The 20,022-nt window shown below is 61.5% G+C and carries 20 protein-coding genes; 12 read left to right on the forward strand and 8 right to left on the reverse strand.

Going from position 1 to position 20,022, the window contains the following annotated elements; genetic code table 11:
- The first annotated feature begins 31 nt into the window (after positions 1-31).
- The 12 genes from AC0TOF_RS08505 to AC0TOF_RS08560 all read left to right on the forward strand — a co-directional run bounded on the left by AC0TOF_RS08505 (position 32) and on the right by AC0TOF_RS08560 (position 11,859).
- Complete coding sequence (locus AC0TOF_RS08505; RefSeq protein WP_473767902.1) at positions 32-811, forward strand: EAL domain-containing protein; 780 nt, start codon at positions 32-34, stop codon at positions 809-811.
- Positions 808-1,032, forward strand: a complete 225-nt coding sequence (locus AC0TOF_RS08510; RefSeq protein ID WP_473767903.1) for a hypothetical protein — start codon at positions 808-810, stop codon at positions 1,030-1,032. Before AC0TOF_RS08505 ends, AC0TOF_RS08510 begins: the two co-directional genes overlap by 4 nt.
- Entirely contained in the window at positions 1,029-1,661 is a 633-nt protein-coding gene (locus AC0TOF_RS08515; RefSeq protein WP_473767904.1) for a helix-turn-helix domain-containing protein, read from the forward strand. The genes AC0TOF_RS08510 and AC0TOF_RS08515 overlap by 4 nt, the downstream gene beginning before the upstream one ends.
- Positions 1,658-2,095 (forward strand): hypothetical protein, encoded by a 438-nt coding sequence (locus AC0TOF_RS08520; protein ID WP_473767905.1) that lies wholly within the window; start codon positions 1,658-1,660, stop codon positions 2,093-2,095. Before AC0TOF_RS08515 ends, AC0TOF_RS08520 begins: the two co-directional genes overlap by 4 nt.
- 346 nt (positions 2,096-2,441) lie before the next feature.
- A complete protein-coding gene (locus AC0TOF_RS08525; RefSeq protein WP_473767906.1) occupies positions 2,442-7,766 on the forward strand; it encodes a YadA-like family protein in 5,325 nt (1,774 codons plus the stop codon).
- 7 nt (positions 7,767-7,773) lie between these two features.
- The gene (locus tag AC0TOF_RS08530) at positions 7,774-8,361 is read left to right on the forward strand and encodes an invasion associated locus B family protein (protein ID WP_473767907.1); all 588 of its coding nucleotides are present in this window, start codon (positions 7,774-7,776) and stop codon (positions 8,359-8,361) included.
- 43 nt (positions 8,362-8,404) lie between these two features.
- Entirely contained in the window at positions 8,405-9,052 is a 648-nt protein-coding gene (locus AC0TOF_RS08535; protein ID WP_473767908.1) for a hypothetical protein, read from the forward strand.
- A gap of 273 nt (positions 9,053-9,325) precedes the next feature.
- Complete coding sequence (locus AC0TOF_RS08540) at positions 9,326-9,829, forward strand: DUF4189 domain-containing protein (RefSeq protein ID WP_473767909.1); 504 nt, start codon at positions 9,326-9,328, stop codon at positions 9,827-9,829.
- A gap of 38 nt (positions 9,830-9,867) precedes the next feature.
- Positions 9,868-10,080, forward strand: coding sequence for a hypothetical protein (locus AC0TOF_RS08545; RefSeq protein ID WP_151572697.1), 213 nt, complete (start codon positions 9,868-9,870; stop codon positions 10,078-10,080).
- Positions 10,081-10,135: 55 nt separating this feature from the next.
- The gene (locus tag AC0TOF_RS08550; protein ID WP_473768121.1) at positions 10,136-10,318 is read left to right on the forward strand and encodes a hypothetical protein; all 183 of its coding nucleotides are present in this window, start codon (positions 10,136-10,138) and stop codon (positions 10,316-10,318) included.
- Complete coding sequence (locus AC0TOF_RS08555; RefSeq protein ID WP_473767910.1) at positions 10,266-11,318, forward strand: LysR family transcriptional regulator; 1,053 nt, start codon at positions 10,266-10,268, stop codon at positions 11,316-11,318. Before AC0TOF_RS08550 ends, AC0TOF_RS08555 begins: the two co-directional genes overlap by 53 nt.
- Before the next feature lie 70 nt (positions 11,319-11,388).
- On the forward strand, positions 11,389-11,859 hold the full coding sequence (locus tag AC0TOF_RS08560; RefSeq protein WP_473767911.1) for a Ros/MucR family transcriptional regulator: 471 nt from the start codon (positions 11,389-11,391) through the stop codon (positions 11,857-11,859).
- Between the two features lie 23 nt (positions 11,860-11,882).
- Here AC0TOF_RS08560 and AC0TOF_RS08565 read toward each other — a convergent pair whose 3' ends face one another.
- The 8 genes from AC0TOF_RS08565 to trbE are packed head-to-tail and all read right to left on the reverse strand — an operon-like array spanning position 11,883 to position 20,015.
- Positions 11,883-12,149: a DUF2274 domain-containing protein gene (locus tag AC0TOF_RS08565; protein ID WP_473767912.1), complete on the reverse strand. Its 267-nt coding sequence runs from the start codon at positions 12,147-12,149 to the stop codon at positions 11,883-11,885.
- Entirely contained in the window at positions 12,149-13,330 is a 1,182-nt protein-coding gene (locus AC0TOF_RS08570) for a TraB/TrbI/VirB10 family type IV secretion system protein (protein ID WP_473767913.1), read from the reverse strand. The genes AC0TOF_RS08565 and AC0TOF_RS08570 overlap by 1 nt, the downstream gene beginning before the upstream one ends.
- Positions 13,327-14,340 carry a P-type conjugative transfer protein TrbG gene (gene trbG / locus AC0TOF_RS08575; RefSeq protein WP_473767914.1) on the reverse strand — a complete coding sequence of 338 codons (1,014 nt, stop codon included), beginning with the start codon at positions 14,338-14,340 and terminating at the stop codon, positions 13,327-13,329. The genes AC0TOF_RS08570 and trbG overlap by 4 nt, the downstream gene beginning before the upstream one ends.
- The gene (trbF, locus tag AC0TOF_RS08580; protein WP_473767915.1) at positions 14,337-15,026 is read right to left on the reverse strand and encodes a conjugal transfer protein TrbF; all 690 of its coding nucleotides are present in this window, start codon (positions 15,024-15,026) and stop codon (positions 14,337-14,339) included. Before trbF ends, trbG begins: the two co-directional genes overlap by 4 nt.
- Positions 15,023-16,384: a P-type conjugative transfer protein TrbL gene (trbL, locus tag AC0TOF_RS08585; protein WP_473767916.1), complete on the reverse strand. Its 1,362-nt coding sequence runs from the start codon at positions 16,382-16,384 to the stop codon at positions 15,023-15,025. The genes trbF and trbL overlap by 4 nt, the downstream gene beginning before the upstream one ends.
- 4 nt (positions 16,385-16,388) lie before the next feature.
- The gene (gene trbK-alt / locus AC0TOF_RS08590) at positions 16,389-16,676 is read right to left on the reverse strand and encodes a putative entry exclusion protein TrbK-alt (protein ID WP_473767917.1); all 288 of its coding nucleotides are present in this window, start codon (positions 16,674-16,676) and stop codon (positions 16,389-16,391) included.
- Between the two features lie 22 nt (positions 16,677-16,698).
- Positions 16,699-17,475, reverse strand: a complete 777-nt coding sequence (gene trbJ, locus AC0TOF_RS08595) for a P-type conjugative transfer protein TrbJ (RefSeq protein WP_473767918.1) — start codon at positions 17,473-17,475, stop codon at positions 16,699-16,701.
- Entirely contained in the window at positions 17,472-20,015 is a 2,544-nt protein-coding gene (gene trbE, locus AC0TOF_RS08600) for a conjugal transfer protein TrbE (RefSeq protein WP_473767919.1), read from the reverse strand. Before trbE ends, trbJ begins: the two co-directional genes overlap by 4 nt.
- Positions 20,016-20,022: the final 7 nt, after the last annotated feature.

A 20,022-nucleotide genomic window follows, 5' to 3' on the forward strand; every position in this document is an offset into this window, starting at 1 on the left:
ACTATAAAAATACTCCAACGCTTGGGGCGCCATGTTTAATGATATCGACATTCTCGACAAAAAGCATTTGGAGATCATCGCCAAGGCGATCATCGATGATCGTATTAGTTGCTTCGTCCAGGACGTCCGGTCCGCACTTGCCATTGATGAGACTCTCTACGGCGAGTGCCTAGCGAGGTTGAGCGACCTGAGCGGAAGAGTTTATGCGGCGAGCGAGTTCGTCCCGTACCTCGATGCTTTGCGTGAAGCACCCATGCTCGACCGGCATATGCTCAAGCTTGTTCTCGATCTGCTTGAGACAGATTCGGCGTTGGTCCTGGGGTGTAACCTTTCTGCCGACAATGTAGCTGACACAGCGGCTTGGAATGCCATTTTTGGACAAATTCGTGATCGCGCGCATCTCGCGCGGCGACTTGTTCTTGAAATAACGGAAACGCGCGAATGGAGCAACTTATCATTCTGCTCCGACATGATCGTGGAGCTGCGCAGTCTGGGTTGCCGCGTTGCACTGGACGACTTCGGAGTTGGCTTTGCGTCTCCTCGGCTTCTCCAACTGATTGATTTCGATATCGTCAAAATCGATCAGGCTTTCGTTCATGATATCCGGCGATCGGCTGAAGGACGTAACAGCCTTCAGAACATCGTTGAATTTGCTTCGAGCTTTGCCCCGCTCATTGTCGTGGAGGGCATCGAAACCGCTGCCCAGATTGAGGCCGCGAGGGCGGCTGGTGCCACGCATTTCCAGGGTCATTTCTTCTCGGTTCCGGTTGCACGGAACGGCGCCCTACCCGGCAACGCGGAGGTTGCATGACGCATCACGACGATCGCCGACTATCGTCTTTACATAGTTCGGATCATCAAGAGTTTGCTTCGGGCAAGGATGCGGCGCCTCTCGTACTTTCAGGCGTTTCTGCGCTTTCGGGCGCGATCGTTGGGATTCTCTTGGCTGGCAACGGCTACGCCAGCATTGGCTTGATCGCCGCTGCCCTTGCAGCTGGTTGGATCGGCTGGTGGGCACGGGGGCTTCTATGAACAAGAAGCCCACCCTGCTTGGTTCATATGGCTTGCGCACGGTTCTTGGTAGCTTTGGTCGCCGGGGCGTGGGAGCGGGCGGCGATACCGCAAAACCACAGCCCTCTTTCGGCAAGCGCACAGCCTCTCCGTGTCAGAGCCTGTCGCTTCAACGCACGCGCTTATCGTATTTGCGCGCCGAGCTCCGGGCCCTGTTCAGCGATGAAGCCTTCCCGGAAAACACGCCGTCCTTCAGACTGACCGAGGGCGAAGCGCCGCGCTTGCTCATCGGAGAAACGGCTACGGTCCTAATCGACGCAGAGAATGGTCTGTTCGTATTCCGCGAGGAGACAGCCCATTCGGGGGTGATCGTCGTGACCGCGAGTGACGAGCGGCTGATCGACCACGTCATCTGTCATCTGGCGGCGGACCCACGAACGACGGGGGCGGAAACGGCCAATAAGGCGGCGCATATGTTGGTGGGACAAACGCTTGCCGACGTGGAGCGCAGGCTCATCTTGCAGACCCTGCGTCATTGTCGTGGCAACAGGATACGTACAGCCGACATGCTTGGCATTTCCCTCCGCACGATCCGCAACAAGCTTCGGGAATACTGGCGGACATCCGAAGCAGCGGGAGGGCAGTCATGAACGCTGCCTTCCCGTCATTCATGTACAGCGATCCCAAGCTGCTCGAGCCGAAAGCGCTTGCAGCATGGCGGGCGCTCGAAGGGAGGTATTCCAAGGAACTATCGAGCGCCGAAATCGACCATCTCTACGCGCTCTATATTCTGGGCCTCACAATACCTTTCTTCGGCCATCGCGAACCGATGAAGCATCTCGATGCCTGCCGTGCACTTCTGCACCTGAGGCTGACGCCGGAACGATCCGAACGAACATTGACCGAAGTCCCCGCCGCATCGGCGGACTGGGTCCACAAGGCATTTCTGTCCATCGAACAGCTCGGGTCCCGTGATGGCCATGCGCTGCTCGATGGGCTCCGCAATCCCACACCAACAATCAATGAAACAGATAGTCCGGCGACCGGGACCGGCGATGAGACCAACGAGGAAAAGCATGCATGAACTGACATCTTCAGCGCGCCACACAGAGCGTCACAAATTCATCCGAAACTGGGTTTCTGGCGCATCAGATACTCGATCCACCCGTCGTCGGTTGATGGCCGTTTTGCGTATGTCCTCCATGTCTTTGGGCGTGGGCCGGAAGCGGCTGGGACTGGGTGCGCTCAGTGTCGGGGGGGCAATTGCCTTGAGCCTTGGTTTCGCTTCACCGGTATTTGCCGAAAGCACCCTTCTGCCCAATGGCGCATCATGCGCGCGGCCTGTCGCGGGTAGCGGCAGTTGGACATGCCAGGTACCGAAGGAAGGCGGATTCGCGACCGTCACCAATGTCCCAGTAGGGGCGTCACCCATGGATGTCGATCTCGCGGCGTTGAATGCATGGTCTGCTGCCAACCTTGGCGCTGGGGCGATCGCATTCGGGAACACCTCGACGTCGGCAAGCGGTCAAAATGCCCTTGCGGCAGGTATCAATGCTTCAGCTGGGGGCGCAGACGCTGCCGCTATCGGCATGGGCGCCACTGCTTCAGCTGAGAAAAGCACCGCCGTTGGGCCTAACGCATCCGCTTCGGGCGACTTCTCGGTCGCCATCGGCAGCAATTCCGAGGCGCTGGGTGTTCACTCAATTGTGTTGGGCGCAGATAGCAGGGCGGACTCTATGTCCACGGCGCTGGGCCAGAACGCCAACGCGGAAACGGTCGACGGACAAGGCTTCGCCACAGCGGTTGGCAATAGCAGTGTGGCGGACAAGGTAGGTGCTGTCGCTATGGGCGCGGGTGCGCAAGCGACTGGTGAGCGGACGACGGCGCTTGGCGCTGACAGCACGGCTTCAGGCGCATACAGCCTGGCCGTGGGTCAGGCCGCCACGGTCACGGCGGATAACAGCGTCGCCTTGGGTGTTGGTAGTGTTGCCGATGGTGCGACGCTCGGTGCCGCAGCCTATAGCCCGACCGGCAACCTCACCGACATCGTGGGAACCGCGCCGGCTGGTGAGGTCTCGATCGGTTCGTCAGGCTCAGAGCGCCGAATTACCAATTTGGCGGCTGGCAGCGCGGCCACGGACGCGGTCAACGTCTCACAACTCGAAGCGGCGCAAACGCACTATTACAGCGTCAATGACGGCGGTGCGATCGGCGGCAACTACAACAATGATGGCGCCACCGGCCGAAATTCCTTGGCCGCTGGAATCGAGGCAGAGGCTGCCGGAAACCACAGCACTTCGGTCGGCTACCGAAACGCCGCCAGCGGCGAGTACAGCACCGCTATTGGTGTTTCCAACAGGGCAAGTGGGTACGCTAGCTTTGCAGCGGGCAGGTCTAGTGTAGCTTCTGGGGACATGTCTTTAGCGCTGGGCAGCAGTACGACGGCAACGGCGCAGGGTGCCACAGCCCTCGGTTATGGTACCGCGGCGGAAGGTGAATATTCCATTGCAATAGGAGCGTCGACCCAGAGTGGTAGTGGCGGCGCGGAACGGGCAGCTACATTGGCGAGCCGCGCCACTGGCGACAAGGCGATCGCGATTGGCGCAGATGCTGAAGCGCTGGCTGAAAACGCTATCGCCATGGGTTCGGCAGCACAGGCAAGTGGCGTGGATGCTATCGCCATTGGTCGTGGCTCCGAAGCGACCGGTTCGGTTGCGCTCGGCGCTGTCGCTCGTGCTGGGAATGGCGGCACTGCCTTGGGTGACGGCGCGACGGCAACCTATCTCGGTGGTTCCACAGTTGCAGGCACAATTGCCGGGACGGCAGTTGGTCAAAACGCTTCAGCGGATATCTCCGGTGCAACAGCAGTAGGAACAGAGGCCAAGGCGACAGGCGCGGGATCCACCGCTCTCGGCAACGGCAGCAGCGCGGTCGGTGGGAATAGCATAGCGATTGGCCAAGGTTCGCGGGCTGCTTCCTTCGACAGTATTGCAATCGGAACCTCGAGCCGCGTCAACTCCGGAAACCAAAGCACGGCGGTCGGATGGCAGAACACCGTTAGCGGTGGCGGAAATTCGACCGCTGTTGGCAGCAACAACACGATAACCGGGCAAAACACCTCGGTCTTTGGTCTGAGCAACAGGGCGACCGGATCGAGCGAAGTGATCCTGGTCGGCAGCGGCAACACCAGTGCCGCACCTAATTCCCAAGCGTTCGGTAAAGGCAACACGATTGCTGCGGGGGCCCAGTATGGTATCGCCGTCGGCATGTATAACCAACTGACGGGGACGAGCACCGGGCAGGATCCATCGCAAGTTGCATTGGGGCAGGGAAACACGGTATCTGCGCCCGGCGGCGTTGCGGTGGGTGTGGGCAACACAGTTTCCGCAAGGAATGGCGCGGCTCTGGGCGGCGCAGCACAGGTGACGGTAACTGACGGCGTAGCGTTGGGCTACCAGTCGCGCGCGACAACGGCGGCTGGTGTAGCGGGCTACGATCCGGTCGCCGGCCTTCCCACGACGAACACCAACTCGACCTGGGTGAGTACGCTTGGCGCCGTCAGCGTTGGCGGAAACGGCGCGACACGACAGATCACCAATGTCGCGGCGGGCACGGCGGAAACAGATGCCGTAAACGTGGCGCAACTCAGCACCCTAGCCGACCATGTCGACGAGACGGCAACGCATTACTACAGCGTGAATGACGGCGGCACTCCGGGTGGCAACTATAATAATGATGGCGCGACGGGCGCGGGCGCATTGGCGGCTGGTGTAGATGCAAGCGCCTCCAGTAGTGCGACCACCGCTGTGGGCATGCTCGCAAACGCTTCCGGCCTGTACAGCACGGCTTTGGGTGTTCAAGCCAAGGCAAGTGGCAGCAACAGCCTGGCTCTTGGCCGCGCCAATGCCAGCGGAACCAGCTCGGTCGCGATCGGCGACATGGCTGAGGCGTCGGGGATTGGCACTCTAGCCATCGGCGCGCAGGCCGGGCAGAACGCTACCGGCAGCGGAAACTTCTTTGGCGGAACGTGGGCAGGCATCTCCTCGAACGGCTCAAGCAACACATATCTCGGCGAGGCTGCGGGCTTGGGGGCGATAGGAGACAACAGTATCGCGATCGGCAATTGGGCTGGTGGAAGTTCGAATGGTTCCCGCAATATTTCCCTAGGCATGTTTGCAAACTCCGGGGTTTCTGCCAGCGATACAGTGGCGCTGGGTAGCAGTGCTTCGGCAAGGTTGGATGGCTCTGTGGCTCTTGGCTCGGATTCAGTAGCAAACACCGCCGCCGGTATATCGGGCTACGTTCCGATCGGTACCGACTCTTCAGGGATCAATGCCACGACCAGCACGCTGGCCGCACTTTCGATCGGCGATGCGGCCAATGGACAGTACCGCCAGATCACCGGTGTCGCTGCCGGCACGGAAGATAGTGATGCGGTCAACGTCGCTCAGCTCAAAGCGCTTGGCGAGCATGTTGATGCTTCGGCCACCCATTACTTCAGCGTGAATTCGTCCGGTGGCGGCAACTTCAACAATGATGGTGCAACAGGTTCCAATGCTATCGCCATAGGCATGGACGCTTCGTCGAGCAGCTACCAGACGGTCGCGATCGGCCGTGGCGCAATTGCCTCCGGTCCTCGTGGTGTCGCTCTTGGCGGTGAATCGGTCGCGAGCGGTGAATCGAGCACTGCCGTAGGCGACCAAGCTATTGCCTCAGGCAAGTATGCGACCGCGTTGGGACAGCGCGCGCAGGCAACCCAGGAGAACACCCTCGCAGTTGGCATGTATTCGAATGCAAGCGGCCTCGCTTCCTCCGCAGTCGGTCAGTTTGCTCACGCAACAGGCGATTTCGCATCGGCAATCGGCCAGAATAGCCAGGCGACGGCGAACTTCACGACAGCGGTTGGTGAAGGCGCAATTGCCAATAGCGAATTCTCGACAGCCGTTGGACAGGTCGCAGAAGCTATCGGTGTAAATTCCACGGCGGTCGGCCAATACGCACGAGCGACTGGCGCCTACTCCTCCGCTTTCGGTCAGTTTTCGCTGGCCAATGCCGATTACTCGACGGCTCTCGGTCAGGGCGCACAGGCCACGATCGCGCATGGCGTTGCCCTGGGTCATGGTTCCATCGCAGACACCCTCGTCGCAACGTCTGGCGTAACGATCAACGGCACAGCATACACGTTTGCCGGAGCGAACCCCGTTTCGACGGTGAGCGTGGGATCGGCAGGCGCTGAGCGCACCATCACCAACCTCGCAGCCGGCCGCATCGCCGCCGACAGCACCGATGGCATTAACGGATCGCAGCTTTTTGCGACCAATCAGGCGATTGAGGCCATCGACGACACCGTCGGTGAACTGGATGATCGCGCCGTCAAATATGATGGTACGACCGGCGACCCGAAGGACCTCATCACGCTTGAGGGCGATGTTTCCTCCGACGGCGGTCTGACCGGTGGTACGCGCATAACCAACCTGTCGCAAGGGGTGATCAATCAGTTCTCGACGGATGCGATCAACGGCGCGCAACTCTGGGGTACGGCTAACAGCATCGCCACTCACCTCGGTGGCGCTGCCTATGGCATATCGGTCAATCCTGATGGCACGCTCACGGCACCCGCTTACGATATCGCATCGATCGATGCGGCCGGGAACGTGACCACCATTACCCATGACAATGTGGGTGATGCGCTGGGCGGCCTCAGCCAGAGTGTGACCAACGTCAATTCACGAATTGACGACATCGATAATGGTGGTGGCATCAAGTATTTCCACGCCAACTCCTCTGCGGCGGACAGCCAGGCGGTTGGCCAGGAAAGCGTTGCAATCGGGCCTGAGGCAGTTGCGAACGGTGATGGCAGCATCGCGATGGGTAACGGAGCGACGACAGCCACGGGAGCCGATGGCGCCGTGGCGATCGGTGAAGGTGCACAGGCCAACAACGCCAACGACGTGGCGCTGGGTGCGGGTTCCGTGACCCAGGAAGCCGTTGCTACCACCGGTACGACGATCAACGGCAAGCGGTATGAGTTTGCCGGCACTGATCCTGTCGGTACCGTCAGCGTCGGTGACGAAGGTGCAGAGCGTACGATCACCAATGTCGCAGCCGGCCGGGTTTCTGAAGACTCTACCGACGCCGTCAATGGTTCACAGCTTCACGCCACCAATCAGGCGATAGAGGATCTTGATCAAGGTATTGGGGAGCTGGATAAATTTGCTGTCAAATACGACAACGACGGTGAGAATAAGTTCAACTCGATCACCCTCGAGGGTGGTGATCCGAATGCGCCGGTGTTGATCTCCAACGTTGCCGCGGGCCAAGCCGATACGGACGCCGTCAACGTCAGCCAGCTCAAGGATGGCATCAAGACGGCGAACAATTACACCGATAACCGAGTCAACTATGCGATCGAAACGGCGAACAATTACACCGATCAGGTGGCGGTGACGACGCTCAATCAAGCCAACAACTATACAGACTACAAGTTTGGCCAGTTGAACCAGGAAATCGGTGAGGTGCGGAGCGAAGCTCGTCAGGCAGCCGCGATTGGACTCGCAGCGGCATCACTGCGCTATGATGACCGTCCCGGCAAGGCGAGCGTGGCTGTGGGCGGCGGCTTCTGGCGTGGTGAAGGCGCGCTTGCCTTCGGTGCCGGTTACACCAGCGAAGACGGCCGCCTGCGCAGCAACCTGTCTGCCACCACCGCGGGCGGAAACTGGGGTGTTGGTGCCGGCCTTAGCTTCACGCTGAACTGAGGCCGCCATGCTCAGGCAAGCCACAACCCCCGCCCTCATACTCGTGGCTTGCCTTCTCCTGCCCGGCAGCCCGCCCGCTGCCGGGCAGGAGGTTTCACGGTCGGCCACAACCAGTTACCGGATCAAACCGTCTGATATCGTTGTCCCCGCAGATGTACCGGTCGGCCAGTATCGTCGCAGCATCCGGCCGTTCGAGAACTGGACGCTTATCTGCGACGAAAATCTGCATGCCAAGCAAATGGTGTGCAATGTCAGCCAGGTTATCGTCGACCGGTCGGACAAGCTGGTTTTCAGCTGGTCACTGGCGGCGACCCAGGATGGCAAGCCATTCATGATCCTGCGTACGTCGCCGAACGCAAAGAGCGACGGCAAGATTTCATTGAAATTCCCCGGTCGCGCCAACCCTGTCGCTATTGCCATCGAGGGCTGCAATGACATTGTGTGTGTCGGCAAGGTTCCCGTCGGGCCGATCCTTCGCGAACACATCGGCAAGCAATCCAGCCCGGAAATTTCCTATTCGACGACAGCAGGAGACAGCATCTCCGTGACCGCGTCCCTCAAGGGGCTGGCTACAGCCCTGTCCGCAATCAATTGAAACGAGCACCAGGATGACGCAGCAATCTATCCACGACCGAATAATGTCCAGAAATGGCGGAGCAACCCACCCTTCCACTGCAACGGAGCATGCCGTTAATCCCGGGCGGAGTTATGGCCGCACCGCGCTCGTCGCCGCTGCAGGGATACTGGCCCTCGGTGGCATAGGGCTTGCAGCACTTCAATTTCCTGCCGTTGTGAGCGTATTTGCGCAAGCCACCACGGCGGAGACACCGAAAGTCGATCCGGCTTTGCCGACAACGCCATTTGTCGAGCACGTCAAACAAGCCGGCATTAAGACCTGCGGGACCGTATTCCCGGTTCTGGGCCAGTTGCTGGCGAATGGTTCGAAATACAATGTGCAATCCCAATGGCACAATTCCGAGCCCGACAAGCATTCCGTGCAGGCGCTCGTCGGCATGACCTATGCTTCGTCGACCTATGCCGGCCCTGCAGCGGGTCTGGTTTTTGCATCTCCCAATGGGGCTTCGTGTGAAGGGTCAATGGTCCGGATCGCGCCGTTTCCGAAAAAATGCCCCGAGATGCCCGCGACCCTGCCGGCAGGAAGTACACTGGCGAGCACGTTGGGGCCGGTCCCTGTCTATAATCTCGCAAACAATGGGGGGCAGGTTCTTCTGCTACCCTCAGACCAGTCATGCATCGTGATCTCGGTCACCCAGGCTGCGGGTTAAACTCATGAGACCTTCAACTCCCTCGCACCGGACAGGTATCCATCAAGCTGCGATCCGAGCTGCAGCCGTATCTTCCACCCTCGCGCTGCTCACAGTCGCTTATGGCATGACAGCCAGCACTGCAGCGCCCTGTCGAGAGGACGGAGTGTCCGGCAATGCCCCAAGGCAGGGTCGGCTTCCCGATTGCCGGCCGCGTCTCCATCGAGACGCTCCGCACACATCATGTTCGCCTGAACAGCCTGCGTCGCAAACCAGGCAGAAGGAGCATCAGCAATGACCATACGAAGCATCGTCGCCTCCGCGGGCCTGTTTACCGTGACCTGCATATCCACAGTCTTTGCCGCGGACCTGTCGGCCACAACCTCGGAAATCCCCGAGCCCCCGGTCGCGCAATTCGAAACCGGCGGCAACGATCAAAAGGGTATCTGGGCTGCAATCGCCTATTCACAGCGCGATGGCAAGCATGGCTTCTTTTGGGGAGCCGACAAGCGGCCGGAGGCTGAACAGACGGCCCTTCGGCATTGTGAGAAGGCCGGTGGAGCATCCTGCACCATCGTCACAGTATTCCGCAACCACAGACATTGGAACGACGATGATGGAAGCGGATTTCCATACAATCACTGCGGTGCATTAGCGGTGAGCAAGGAGTCGACCGGGAAAATGGCGGTATGGGGGGCGACGTCCGCTCCTACACGAAAAGAGGCGGAACAAGTGTCGTTACAGGCGTGCGAAGTCAGCGGCGCGCGGTGTGAAATCAAGGAGTGGGTCTGCACATAGGCGAGAGATCTGCCCAAGCCGTCGCAGCAGGAAAGAGAATGATCAATCGAAATCGCATCAATGGCCCGACGAAGGCAGTCGCCGATCCGTCCTATGTCGCGGAATGCCAATTTGCTCTTGAGCCATCCGTCTTTGGCCTGATGAAACTGGCAACGGAGGCAGGTTGGGATTCTAGCCAGGCAGCAACCGCCATTGCGATCTTGGCGGCCGAGATCGCAGGCAATGAAATGCAAGCGAAGTTTGATGCATAGGCATTCAAGGATCGACTGGACCGGGGAGCGGGAAATAAAGGCGAAAAGAATTCGCATGGTCTTTGTTCTGTCGCTGGCGACCGTAATCTTGATGACCCTTGGGGCGCTCTACCTGAACAGAATCAGTCGGCCTGTCGACGGTCAGCCTGCCCGTTATTCCCAGATTATTGGAGGAGCGCAGATGTATGAAATCGCGGCGAACAGAGCGAGCAGGCGCGAGGAATATCGCGCCGAGTAGACGGGACGGAACTCCGCTATGGGCGCGTTCCGTCCGATGGCCTGACAAAAGCTTACCGTTCGATCTACGGCCGCTGCGCTATGTGCTGGCGGCGGCAGAGAGCATGAGCTTCTCGGGTGCAGCCCTGGCACTGAAGACCAAAGTGTCAACCGTCAGCCGGAGGGTTCGGCATTTCGAGGACTCGATCGGCGTATCGCTGTTCGAGCGGACATCGGCCGGGGTTCGCCTGACCGTTGCAGGTGCAAGGTTCCTCAATGAGATCGTCCCTGCCATCCAAACAATCGAGATGGCTCTACATCACGCAGATGCGGCCGGCCGTGTCGAATTGGGCACGGTTCGGATCGGCATTATCACGACGCTTGCAGGTGGTTTTCTGCGAGAGCTGATCGCTGCCTTCGATGACCAATATCCGGGTGTTTTCCTCGATGTCCGTACCGGAGGCCGGCGGGATCATCTTTCCAAGATCAGATCACGGGAAATCGATGTCGCCTTCCTGACCGGCAATGGCCCGCAGCTCGATTGCGACGTGCAGGAGCTCTGGAATGAGCGCGTTCATGTCGCCATGTCGGCGGAGCATCCTCTGGCCGAGCACGCCGACGTGGACTGGCCCGATTTGGAGAATGAACGGTTCGTCGTGAGCGCACAGGAGCCGGGACCGGAAGTGCATGATTATATCGTGCGCAGGATCGCCGATTACAGCACGTATCCGCAGGTGATGTACCGACCGATGGATTTGGAGACACTGATGCACACGATCGCCTTGGGCAGGGAAATCACAGTGGTATCGGAGGGATGGACGAGCATGAGGTTTCCTGATCTTGCCTTGCGGCCACTGACAGCCTCGGAGGACATTGTTCCGTTCAGCGCGGTCTGGTCGCCGCTCAACGACAATCCGGCACTGCGCTGGTTCATCAGCTTTGCACGGAATCTGTCGGCCAACCGACGTAGTTCCCGGCAGCTCCATGAGGAGAATGTGAGCTCGGCAAATATTTCCGCCTAGGAACTGCGTGTTGCTGCAGTCAGATTAGCTATATCAGCGGAATTGGATCGCTTTGTTTGTGAGGGAAAGAATGACCGATAGTGTTTCAGACGCTCGTACCGACCGGATAGGCCTGACGGCCGAGATTGTTGCCGCCTATGTCAGCAACAATCATGTGTCCACAACCGAACTGTCCAGAATTATTGCTGAAACACACGCCGCCATTTCCGCTCTCCAGACGGGAAGCGCTCCGGCCGTGGAAGAGAAACCCACTCCGGCAGTCGCGATCAAGAAGTCAGTCACGCCCGATTTCATCATCTGCCTGGAGGACGGGAAGAAATTCAAGTCGCTGAAGCGCCACCTGACAGCGCACTACGACCTGACCCCAGAGCAGTATCGCGAGAAATGGGGCTTGCCCAATGATTATCCCATGGTGGCGCCGAACTACTCGGCCACTCGGTCGAAGCTAGCAAAAGGCTCGGGACTGGGTCGCAAGCGGGTTGTTGAAGAACCGGCTCTCGGGTCCCGAGGCCGGAAAAAGCTTGGCCTCAAACTCTCCTGAACTGTCGACATTCTTGCCCAGCATCAGGTCGGCTCGCCGGTATTCCGCGCTGCTAGAGATTTCACATTAGGTTGCTTCGCGGCTTTTGCCTTTCTGCTCCGCCAACCACGATCGGAGCGCAGAAATGCTTCCAGCATGTGGGGAAGCAGGCTCGCTGCCTCTACCGGCTCATAGAGGCGGCTATGTTCGGCCGCATAGAGATCGAGTTCTTCCTTGAGCGGTTCGGACAGAGAAAAAGTTATGCGGGTCATGCCGGCCTTGGGCAGTGGTCCGAGCTTAAGGTGGGTCATCAGGAGGCTCCGTAGGGTTCGAGAATCAAGTCGCGCGATACGATCACGCGGAACGGAAAGCCCGGCCGGATCGTCAGGGTGGGTTTGACCTGCAACTGACGCTGGACGATCTGCTGGCCGGCCTGGTTGATGGTGTCCTGTGCGCCATCGCGGATGGCACGGATCAGCCGGTCCTCGTCGCTTGTCGCCAGTTCGGCACCGACGGCTAGAAGCGTCGAGAGGCCGGCCGCCTTCATCAGATCCCACCAGTGATAATCGACGCCATCCTCAAGCCCAGCATAACCAGATGCATCCGCACCCGCCTGGCGCTCCAGCACGATCGAGCGGCCGTTGGGGAAGATCAGGCGGTTCCAGACGAGGAGAACGCGGCGCTGGCCGAAGGCGACGCCATTGTCGTATTCGCCGATGATGCGGGTGCCTTGCGGGATGAGGAGCAGACTGCCGGTCGGGCTGTCATAGACGTTCTGGGTGACTTGTGCGGTGATCTGGCCAGGAAGATCCGATCGAATGCCGGTGATGAGCGCGGCCGGGATGACCGAACCGGCTTGGACCACATAAGGCGATGCGGGCGGCATCACCCTGTCGGCTGCGATGGTCCGCCGGTCGACCTCGGCGTTGAGGAAGGCACGCTGCGGGTCCTGTGCGGCTGCGCCTCCAATCCCGGCCAGCGCAATACTCGGGCCGGGTGTGTTTGTTGACGCCGAGGCGTTGTTGCCGGGCCTGACCTGGAAAAATATCTCGCTGGTGCGCGCAGCTTCAAGCTCGGCGAGACGGCGCTGTTCCTCCGGATCGGTGGCGGGAACGGGCATCGGCGTTGCCGGTATCGGCTGTCCTTCCTCGCGGGCGCGCAGCACCGGTCCACCGAGATCGCCGGGCAAGGGGGGGCCGAGTACCGGGATATCGCCATAGCTTCCCGGAAGTCCCTGCAGCCCATCGGCGGTCTGTCTGCGTTCGGTGGTGATCAACTCCTGCAGCTCGCCGCCACGATCGACGCCCTGAAGGGCATAGATGAGCGCTCCTCCAATGCCGATGCCGGTGACGAACCCGGCGCCCAGCAGCACCTTGCGCGAGATGCGGGTGACGCGCGGCGCCTCGGCCCGCAGGCGCATTGGGGCGACCTTGTCCCCGTTTGCGCTGGTGAGCTCCACTGCGTCCTCCTTCGGGCTTTCGTTCTCTGTCATGAGCGTGCCCCTTCGCTGTTGGACTGCTGCCCTGATGCAGCGGTCGTCTGCGGGGCCTGGATGCGAACGATCCTTACGGTCTGCTGCTGCCTGCCGGAGCCCAGCCGCAATTCGGCCGCGCCGAACAGGCGGTCGACGATCAGGACGTTCTGATGGATGCGGGAGTTGACGATCTCGGGCTTGCCGTCCGAGCCGAGCACGAAGAGCGGCGGCATTTCGCCCTGGATGATGCCGCGCGGGAAGACGACATAGACGCGGCGACCGTCGTCGAAGGTGGAGACCGGGCGCCATGGCGGATTGTCGCCGGACAGACCGTAGCGGTAGTTGCGGGCCGCTTCTGCCGGGATGATCGGGGTCGCCGAGGCGGTAATGCGCTGACTTGCAGGCGGTGCCGGATAGGCCCAGGCGATAGCCGGCATCCATGTCTTTTCATCGGCACGCAGCTCGATCAGATAGGTGCGGCGATCCGTGGTGATGACGAGATTGGTCGTGATGTCGGTGCGCGTGGGCTTGACTAGGACGTGGACACGCCGTGTCGTGCCCGAACCGCTTTCGGTATCGCCGATGATCCAGCGCGCGGTGTCGCCCGCCGCGATCGGTCCCGCGCCGGTCAGGCTCTCGCCCGGTTCGAGCGCGATGGTCGTAATCTGTCCGACCGCGGCATAAACCTGATAGAGCGCGCCTTCCGACCAGGGATAGATCTGGATCGCATTATAGTAGCCTTCGCGGCGCGGCTCGACACGGGCGGCTGCATTGGCATTGCCGACGCGGGCTTCCGGAGTGCTGGCCGCCGTGCCACCGCGCGCCACGGTCCAGGCCGGAGGCGTATGAAGCGGCCGCGGGGTGTTGCTGGTGGCCGATGCCCGGATGACGGGCAGATCCGGCACGTTGGCGTCATAGCTGAACTGCGGCGTCCGGCTGGTTGTGCAGCCGGCCAGCATGGAAGCTGACAGGAGCATGGCGGCAAGAGCGGTCATGCGGCTCCGGCCGGTAAGATTGGCGGCGGTCATTGGCTCATCTCCCGCGACCAGTTGATCGCATTGACGTAGATTCCAAGGGGATTGGCGCGCAGGCGCTCCGCGTCGCGGGGCTGCTGCAGGGCGACGGTCAGGATGGCGGTCCAGCGTTCGGTGCGTGAGAGCTGGCCGTTCTCATAGTGCTGCTCGGTCCAGGCAATGCGGAAGCTGTCTGGCGAAGCGCGAATGACCGAGGATACCTCGACTGAGACCTGTTGCTGTCCAACCCTGGTGAAGGGATCATTGGCGCGGGCATAGTCGTTGAGCGCTACGGCGCCACGATCTGTGGTGAAGTCGTAAGCACGAAGCCAGTTCTGGCGCACGACGATGGGATCGGAAGGCAGTCCGCGCACCTGTTCGATGAAACGCGACAGGTGGAAAGCGATCTGTGGATCGGACGGCTGGTAGCCGGCGACGGCCGGTTCGATTGCACGGGCCTCGCCATGTTTATCGACCTCGACCACCCAGGGGACGATGGTGCCGCGCGCCGATTGCCAGACCAGGGCCGAGGCAAAGCCGGCGGAAAGGATCAGGCAGCCGAAGGCCATGTATCGCCAGTTGCGAGCCTGGACGCGGGCCGAGCCGATACGCTCGTCCCAGACCTGCGCGGCTTTTTGATAAGGCGTCTCAGGCGCCGGTGTCTTGCCGTAATGGATTGCGGGGCGTTTGAAGATGTTCATGGGCGGTCACTTTCGGAAAGGCTGATGGAAGAGCCGCCGCCGTGGCTGTCACCGGAGCGGATAGCGTGGGCGGCCATGGTCGTGCCGTGGTTGAGAGCCTGGGACCGCTGCATGCGCTGTGCCCAGGCCGGAGGCGTGCTGGTCGATGCGGATGGCGCGGCAGCCGTCGGAGCCCCCGCACTTGGGATCGTGCCCATGGAAGAGGATCCTCCGCTTGCTGCGAAGGCGCTTCGGGCTCCGGACTGGGCGGAGGATTGAAGGCTCTGGGAAGCGCGTGCGGCGGCGCGCTTGAGAGGGGAAGTAGCTGCGCCGCTTGCGGCACGGGCAACGCCTGCTGCGCCGGACGCAACTCCGGCAGCCCCTGACTTGCCGAGGGAGCCGAGATTGTAAGCGGTGGAAGCGCCACCCGCGAGGGCCGCGCCGCCACGCATGGCGGCCGCACCGCCTGAAAGGGCCGCAGCCCCTCCCTTTGCGGCGAGCATTGCCGCACCGCCTGCCGCGACGGCTGCACCACCAACCGCGAGGCCAGTGCCGATGGCAGCGCCCGCACCAAGCTGGGGCCCGCCGGAAACAAGGCCGGTGGCAATGCCGGGCCCGAAAATACCGAGGCCGAGAAGGGAAAGGGCCGCAAGCACAATCGCCATGGCGTCATCGATGCTCGGGGTCTGATCGCCGAAGCCCTGCGTGAACTGGTCGAACAGTGTCGAGCCGATGCCGATGATAATGGCTAGGACCAGGACCTTGATGCCGGAGGAGACGACATTGCCCAGCACACGCTCGGCCATGAAGGCGGTCTTGCCGAAGAGGCCGAAGGGTATGAGAAGAAAACCCGCCAACACCGTCAGCTTGAATTCGATGAGGCTGACGAAGAGCTGAATCGCCAGGATGAAGAAGGCGAGCAGCACCAGCGCCCAGGCAAAAAGCAGGCAGGCAATCTGAATGAAGTTCTCAAAAAAGGACCAGTAGCCCATCAGGTCGGAGATGGAATTGAGCAGCGGGCCGCCGGCATCGAGGCCGGTCTGTGCGACCTTGCCGGGCCGCATCAGATCCTGTGCCGTAAAGCTCGTTCCGGAACCTTTGAGGCCAAGTCCGGCGAAGCTGTCGAAGACGATCTGGGCCAGGTTGTTCCAGTTGGAAATCAGATAGGCGAAGACACCGACGAACAGGGTCTTCTTGACGAGGCGCGCAATGATGTCGTCATCGGCGCCCCAGGCCCAGAACAGGGCCGCGAGCGTCACATCGATAACGATGAGCGTGGTGGCGATGAACGCGACTTCACCACCCAGCAAGCCGAAGCCAGAGTCGATATAGGAGGTAAAGACCCCCAGGAAATTGTCGATGACGCCTGTGCCTTCCATGTGCCTAGCGCCCTTCGTTGGATTGCTGGGCGTGGGGCGCGGGAGTGCGGCACAGGAAGCGGTCGCGGGATTCAGCCCAGGTGGCGAGGCAGTCTGGATTGCTTATGGCTGCCTCGCCCATTTGCTGGCACCGGCGCAGGCTTTGGCGGAGAGTGTCGGCAGGCGGCTGCAGCACCGGTGTCGACCGAACCGGTTCGGGATCCTCCTTGCGGGCCAGTTCGATCACCGTGGCGGTGATCGCGAAGGCCACGAATATGATTGCGCCCAGCCGGGCGAGCATCTTGCCGTCCATAACGGCCCCCTCCGTCTGGTTGTCAGTTGTTGAACATCTGTGCATTGCCCGGCTGGTAGCCCGAACCCGGTGTAAGGAAACGTTCGCGTTGAATGCGGCCCTGTTCGGCGGCCGTTGCGCGCTCGGCCTCAGTCAGCGCACCGGCGCGGCCATCGGCGGCGAGCAATGCGATCAGGTCGGACAGTTGCTGGGATTGGAGCGCCAGGAGCTGATTGCCGGCCTGCGTCGCTTGCAGCGCGCCGGTCGCGCCCTGGCTCTGGCCGACCAGTGCCGACATCTCGGCGCGGTTGGTGTCGATATTGCCGACGACGCCGGCCTGCACGCGCATGGCGTCCTGCAATCCGCCGACCGTGTTCTCCCAGCGCGAGCGCGCATCGGCGATGAGCTGCTGATCGGTGGCCGAGATATCGAGTTTGGCGTAGTCCTGTGCAAACATCCGGTCGATGGCCTGCACGTCGAATGCGATGTTCTGGGCCTGGCCGAGAAGCTGCTGGGTACGCTGGACATTCTGCTGAAGCTGCTGGAGCGAGGAATGCGGCAGGCTGGCGAGGTTGCGGGCCTGGTTGATCAGCATCTGCGCCTCGTTCTGGAGGCTCTGGATCTGGTTGTTGATCTGCTCCAGCGTGCGGGCTGCTGTCAGCAGGTTTTCGGCATGGTTGGTGGGGTCATAGACGATGCGGCCGAAGCCGAAGAGCGCATGGGCCGGCGTGGTGAAGATCGGCGCCAGTGCTATCGGCATCGACAGGGCCAGCGCCAGCGTGGATGCGCAGGCCAGTCGGGTGATGCGGGAAACAGTCATGGCTCGATCTCCTGTTCTGTGAGGTCCAGTTCAAATGCGAAATCGTCTGGGAAGCAGGCGGCCGGCGAAGCCGCGGCCGAGGAAGCAATCTCGCTATCCGGCAGATGCTCCGGCTCGAGATTGGCGAGATTTGGGATAAGGTCCGCCGCCCAATCGACGCCGCGCGCTCTGAGCCAGGCGTCGAGGAAGCCGTCACGCCCATGCTCGGCGAGAATGTCGCTGATCAGCCTCTGGTCCGATTTGGAGGATGCAGCGCAGAGCGCGAGCCCGACTTCGGAGAGGCCGAGATCGAACAGGCGATTGCCGCGGCGCGACTGGCAGTAGTAGTCCTGCTTGGGTGTTGCCCGCGCAAGGATCTCGATCTGCCGGTCGTTGAGGCCGAAGCGGCGATAGATGGCGGTGATCTGCGGCTCGATGGCGCGTTCGTTGGGCAGCAGAAGCCGCGTCGGGCAGCTTTCGATGATGGCCGGCGCGATCGCCGAATTGTCAATATCGCTGAGGGACTGCGTGGCGAAGATGACGCTGGCATTCTTCTTGCGCAGTGTTTTGAGCCACTCGCGAAGCTGACCGGCGAAGCCGTCATCGTCGAGCGCCAGCCAGCCCTCATCGATGATAAGCAGCGTCGGGCGGCCATCGAGCCGGTCGCCGATGCGGTGAAAGAGATAGGACAGGACCGCCGGGGCAGCGCCGGTTCCGACCAGCCCCTCGATCTCGAAAGCCTGCACGTCCGCCGAGCCCAGATGCTCGGACTCCGCGTCGAGCAGCCGGCCATGCGCGCCACCGTAACAATAGGGCCGCAGCGCCTGCTTGAGATCGTTGGACTGAAGCAGCACTGCGAGACCGGTGATCGTGCACTCTGCGGCCGGCGCGGAGGCAAGCGAAGTGAGCGCTGTCCAGATGTGTTCCTTCACCTCGGGCGTGATCGCGATGCCTTCGTGCATGAGGATGGCAATGATCCAGTCGGCGGCCCAGGCCCGTTCATGGACGTCCTCGATCCGGGCCAGCGGTTGCAGGGATACGGATACATCCGAGCCTTCGGTCAGTTTACCGCCGAGATCATGCCAGTCGCCGCCCATGGCGAGTGCCGCTGCGCGGATCGAGCCGCCGAAATCGAAGGCGAAGATCTGGCTGCGCGGATAGCGCCGGAACTGGAGCGCCTGGAGGGCGAGCAGCACGCTCTTGCCGGCGCCGGTCGGGCCGACCACGAGGGTATGCCCGACATCCCCGACATGAAGGGAAAACCGGAACGGGGTGGAGCCTTCGGTCCTGCCATAGAGCAGCGGGGGCGCGCCGAAGTGCTCGTCCCGTTCCGGTCCCGCCCACACGGCTGACGATGGAACCATGTGGGCAAGGTTGAGCGTCGAGACTGGCGGTTGCCGGACATTGGCATAGGCATGTCCGGGCAGACTGCCGAGCCAGGCGTCGACGGCGTTGACCGTCTCGACCATGACGCTGAAATCGCGGGATTGGATGACCTTCTCGACCAGCCGCAGCTTTTCGTCGGCGCGGCGATGATCCTCGTCCCAGACGGTGACGGTCGCGGTGATATAGGCAAGGCCGGCGACATCGGCGCCGAGTTCCTGCAAGGCCATGTCCGCGTCGGCCGCCTTGTTCGCGGCATCGGTGTCGACCAGCGCCGACTGCTCGTTTGTCATCACCTCTTTGAGGATAGCGGCGATGGACTTGCGCTTGGCGAACCATTGCCGCCTGATCTTCGTCAGCAGCTTTGTAGCTTCGACCTTGTCCATGAGGATGGCGCGGGTGGACCAGCGATAGGGAAAGGCCAGCCGGTTCAGATCATCGAGGATGCCTGGCGCGGTGGTGGCCGGGAAACCGGTGATGGTGAGGACGCGCAGATGCGCATTGCCGAGGCGCGGTTCCAGACCGCCGGTCAGCGGTTGGTCGGCCAGCAGCGCGTCGAGATAGATCGGGGTTTCCGGCACCCGCACGCGATGCCGGTTGGTGGAGATGGTAGAATGGAGATAGGTCAGCGTCTCCCCGTCATCGAGCCAGCGGCATTCGGGCATGAAACCGTCGAGAAGCGTCAGGACGCGGTCGGTGCGGTCGATGAAGCCGCGCACGAGCTCCCAAGGGTTCACGCCCGAGGTCTCGCGGCCTTCATAGAGCCAGGTCTCCGCGCGTGCTGCCTCCTCGGCCGGTGGCAACCAGAGGAAAGTCAGGTAGTAGTCCGAGACGAAATGGCTACCTTCTTCCTCAAAGTCGGCTTTGCGCTCCGCATCGACGAGAGCTGACGCCGGATCGGGAAAGATGTTGTCGGGATAGCTGGAAGCCTCCGAGCGCTGCGCCTCGACGAAGATCGCCCAGCCCGAACCGAGCCGGCGAAAGGCATTGTTGAGGCGCGCGGCAACAGCGACGAGTTCGGCGGCGACGGCAGAATCGAGATCGGGACCGCGGAACTTTGCGCTGCGCTGGAAACTGCCGTCCTTGTTCAGGACGACCCCGTGCTGGACGAGCGCCACCCAGGGTAGATAATCGGCGAGACGGGCGGCGGTGCGGCGATATTCGGAAAGGTTCATCATCGTGGCC

This window comes from Ochrobactrum sp. PL_is501 (assembly GCF_055816895.1).

Bases quoted from the DNA above. Each gene is read 5' to 3' on its own strand.
- AC0TOF_RS08505 (WP_473767902.1), top strand. From the start codon at position 32: ATGTTTAATGATATCGACATTCTCGACAAAAAGCATTTGGAGATCATC.
- AC0TOF_RS08510 (WP_473767903.1), top strand. From the start codon at position 808: ATGACGCATCACGACGATCGCCGACTATCGTCTTTACATAGTTCGGAT.
- AC0TOF_RS08515 (WP_473767904.1), top strand. From the start codon at position 1,029: ATGAACAAGAAGCCCACCCTGCTTGGTTCATATGGCTTGCGCACGGTT.
- AC0TOF_RS08520 (WP_473767905.1), top strand. From the start codon at position 1,658: ATGAACGCTGCCTTCCCGTCATTCATGTACAGCGATCCCAAGCTGCTC.
- AC0TOF_RS08525 (WP_473767906.1), top strand. From the start codon at position 2,442: ATGGATGTCGATCTCGCGGCGTTGAATGCATGGTCTGCTGCCAACCTT.
- AC0TOF_RS08530 (WP_473767907.1), top strand. From the start codon at position 7,774: ATGCTCAGGCAAGCCACAACCCCCGCCCTCATACTCGTGGCTTGCCTT.
- AC0TOF_RS08535 (WP_473767908.1), top strand. From the start codon at position 8,405: ATGTCCAGAAATGGCGGAGCAACCCACCCTTCCACTGCAACGGAGCAT.
- AC0TOF_RS08540 (WP_473767909.1), top strand. From the start codon at position 9,326: ATGACCATACGAAGCATCGTCGCCTCCGCGGGCCTGTTTACCGTGACC.
- AC0TOF_RS08545 (WP_151572697.1), top strand. From the start codon at position 9,868: ATGATCAATCGAAATCGCATCAATGGCCCGACGAAGGCAGTCGCCGAT.
- AC0TOF_RS08550 (WP_473768121.1), top strand. From the start codon at position 10,136: ATGGTCTTTGTTCTGTCGCTGGCGACCGTAATCTTGATGACCCTTGGG.
- AC0TOF_RS08555 (WP_473767910.1), top strand. From the start codon at position 10,266: ATGAAATCGCGGCGAACAGAGCGAGCAGGCGCGAGGAATATCGCGCCG.
- AC0TOF_RS08560 (WP_473767911.1), top strand. From the start codon at position 11,389: ATGACCGATAGTGTTTCAGACGCTCGTACCGACCGGATAGGCCTGACG.
- AC0TOF_RS08565 (WP_473767912.1), bottom strand. From the start codon at position 12,149: ATGACCCACCTTAAGCTCGGACCACTGCCCAAGGCCGGCATGACCCGC.
- AC0TOF_RS08570 (WP_473767913.1), bottom strand. From the start codon at position 13,330: ATGACAGAGAACGAAAGCCCGAAGGAGGACGCAGTGGAGCTCACCAGC.
- trbG (WP_473767914.1), bottom strand. From the start codon at position 14,340: ATGACCGCCGCCAATCTTACCGGCCGGAGCCGCATGACCGCTCTTGCC.
- trbF (WP_473767915.1), bottom strand. From the start codon at position 15,026: ATGAACATCTTCAAACGCCCCGCAATCCATTACGGCAAGACACCGGCG.
- trbL (WP_473767916.1), bottom strand. From the start codon at position 16,384: ATGGAAGGCACAGGCGTCATCGACAATTTCCTGGGGGTCTTTACCTCC.
- trbK-alt (WP_473767917.1), bottom strand. From the start codon at position 16,676: ATGGACGGCAAGATGCTCGCCCGGCTGGGCGCAATCATATTCGTGGCC.
- trbJ (WP_473767918.1), bottom strand. From the start codon at position 17,475: ATGACTGTTTCCCGCATCACCCGACTGGCCTGCGCATCCACGCTGGCG.
- trbE (WP_473767919.1), bottom strand. From the start codon at position 20,015: ATGATGAACCTTTCCGAATATCGCCGCACCGCCGCCCGTCTCGCCGAT.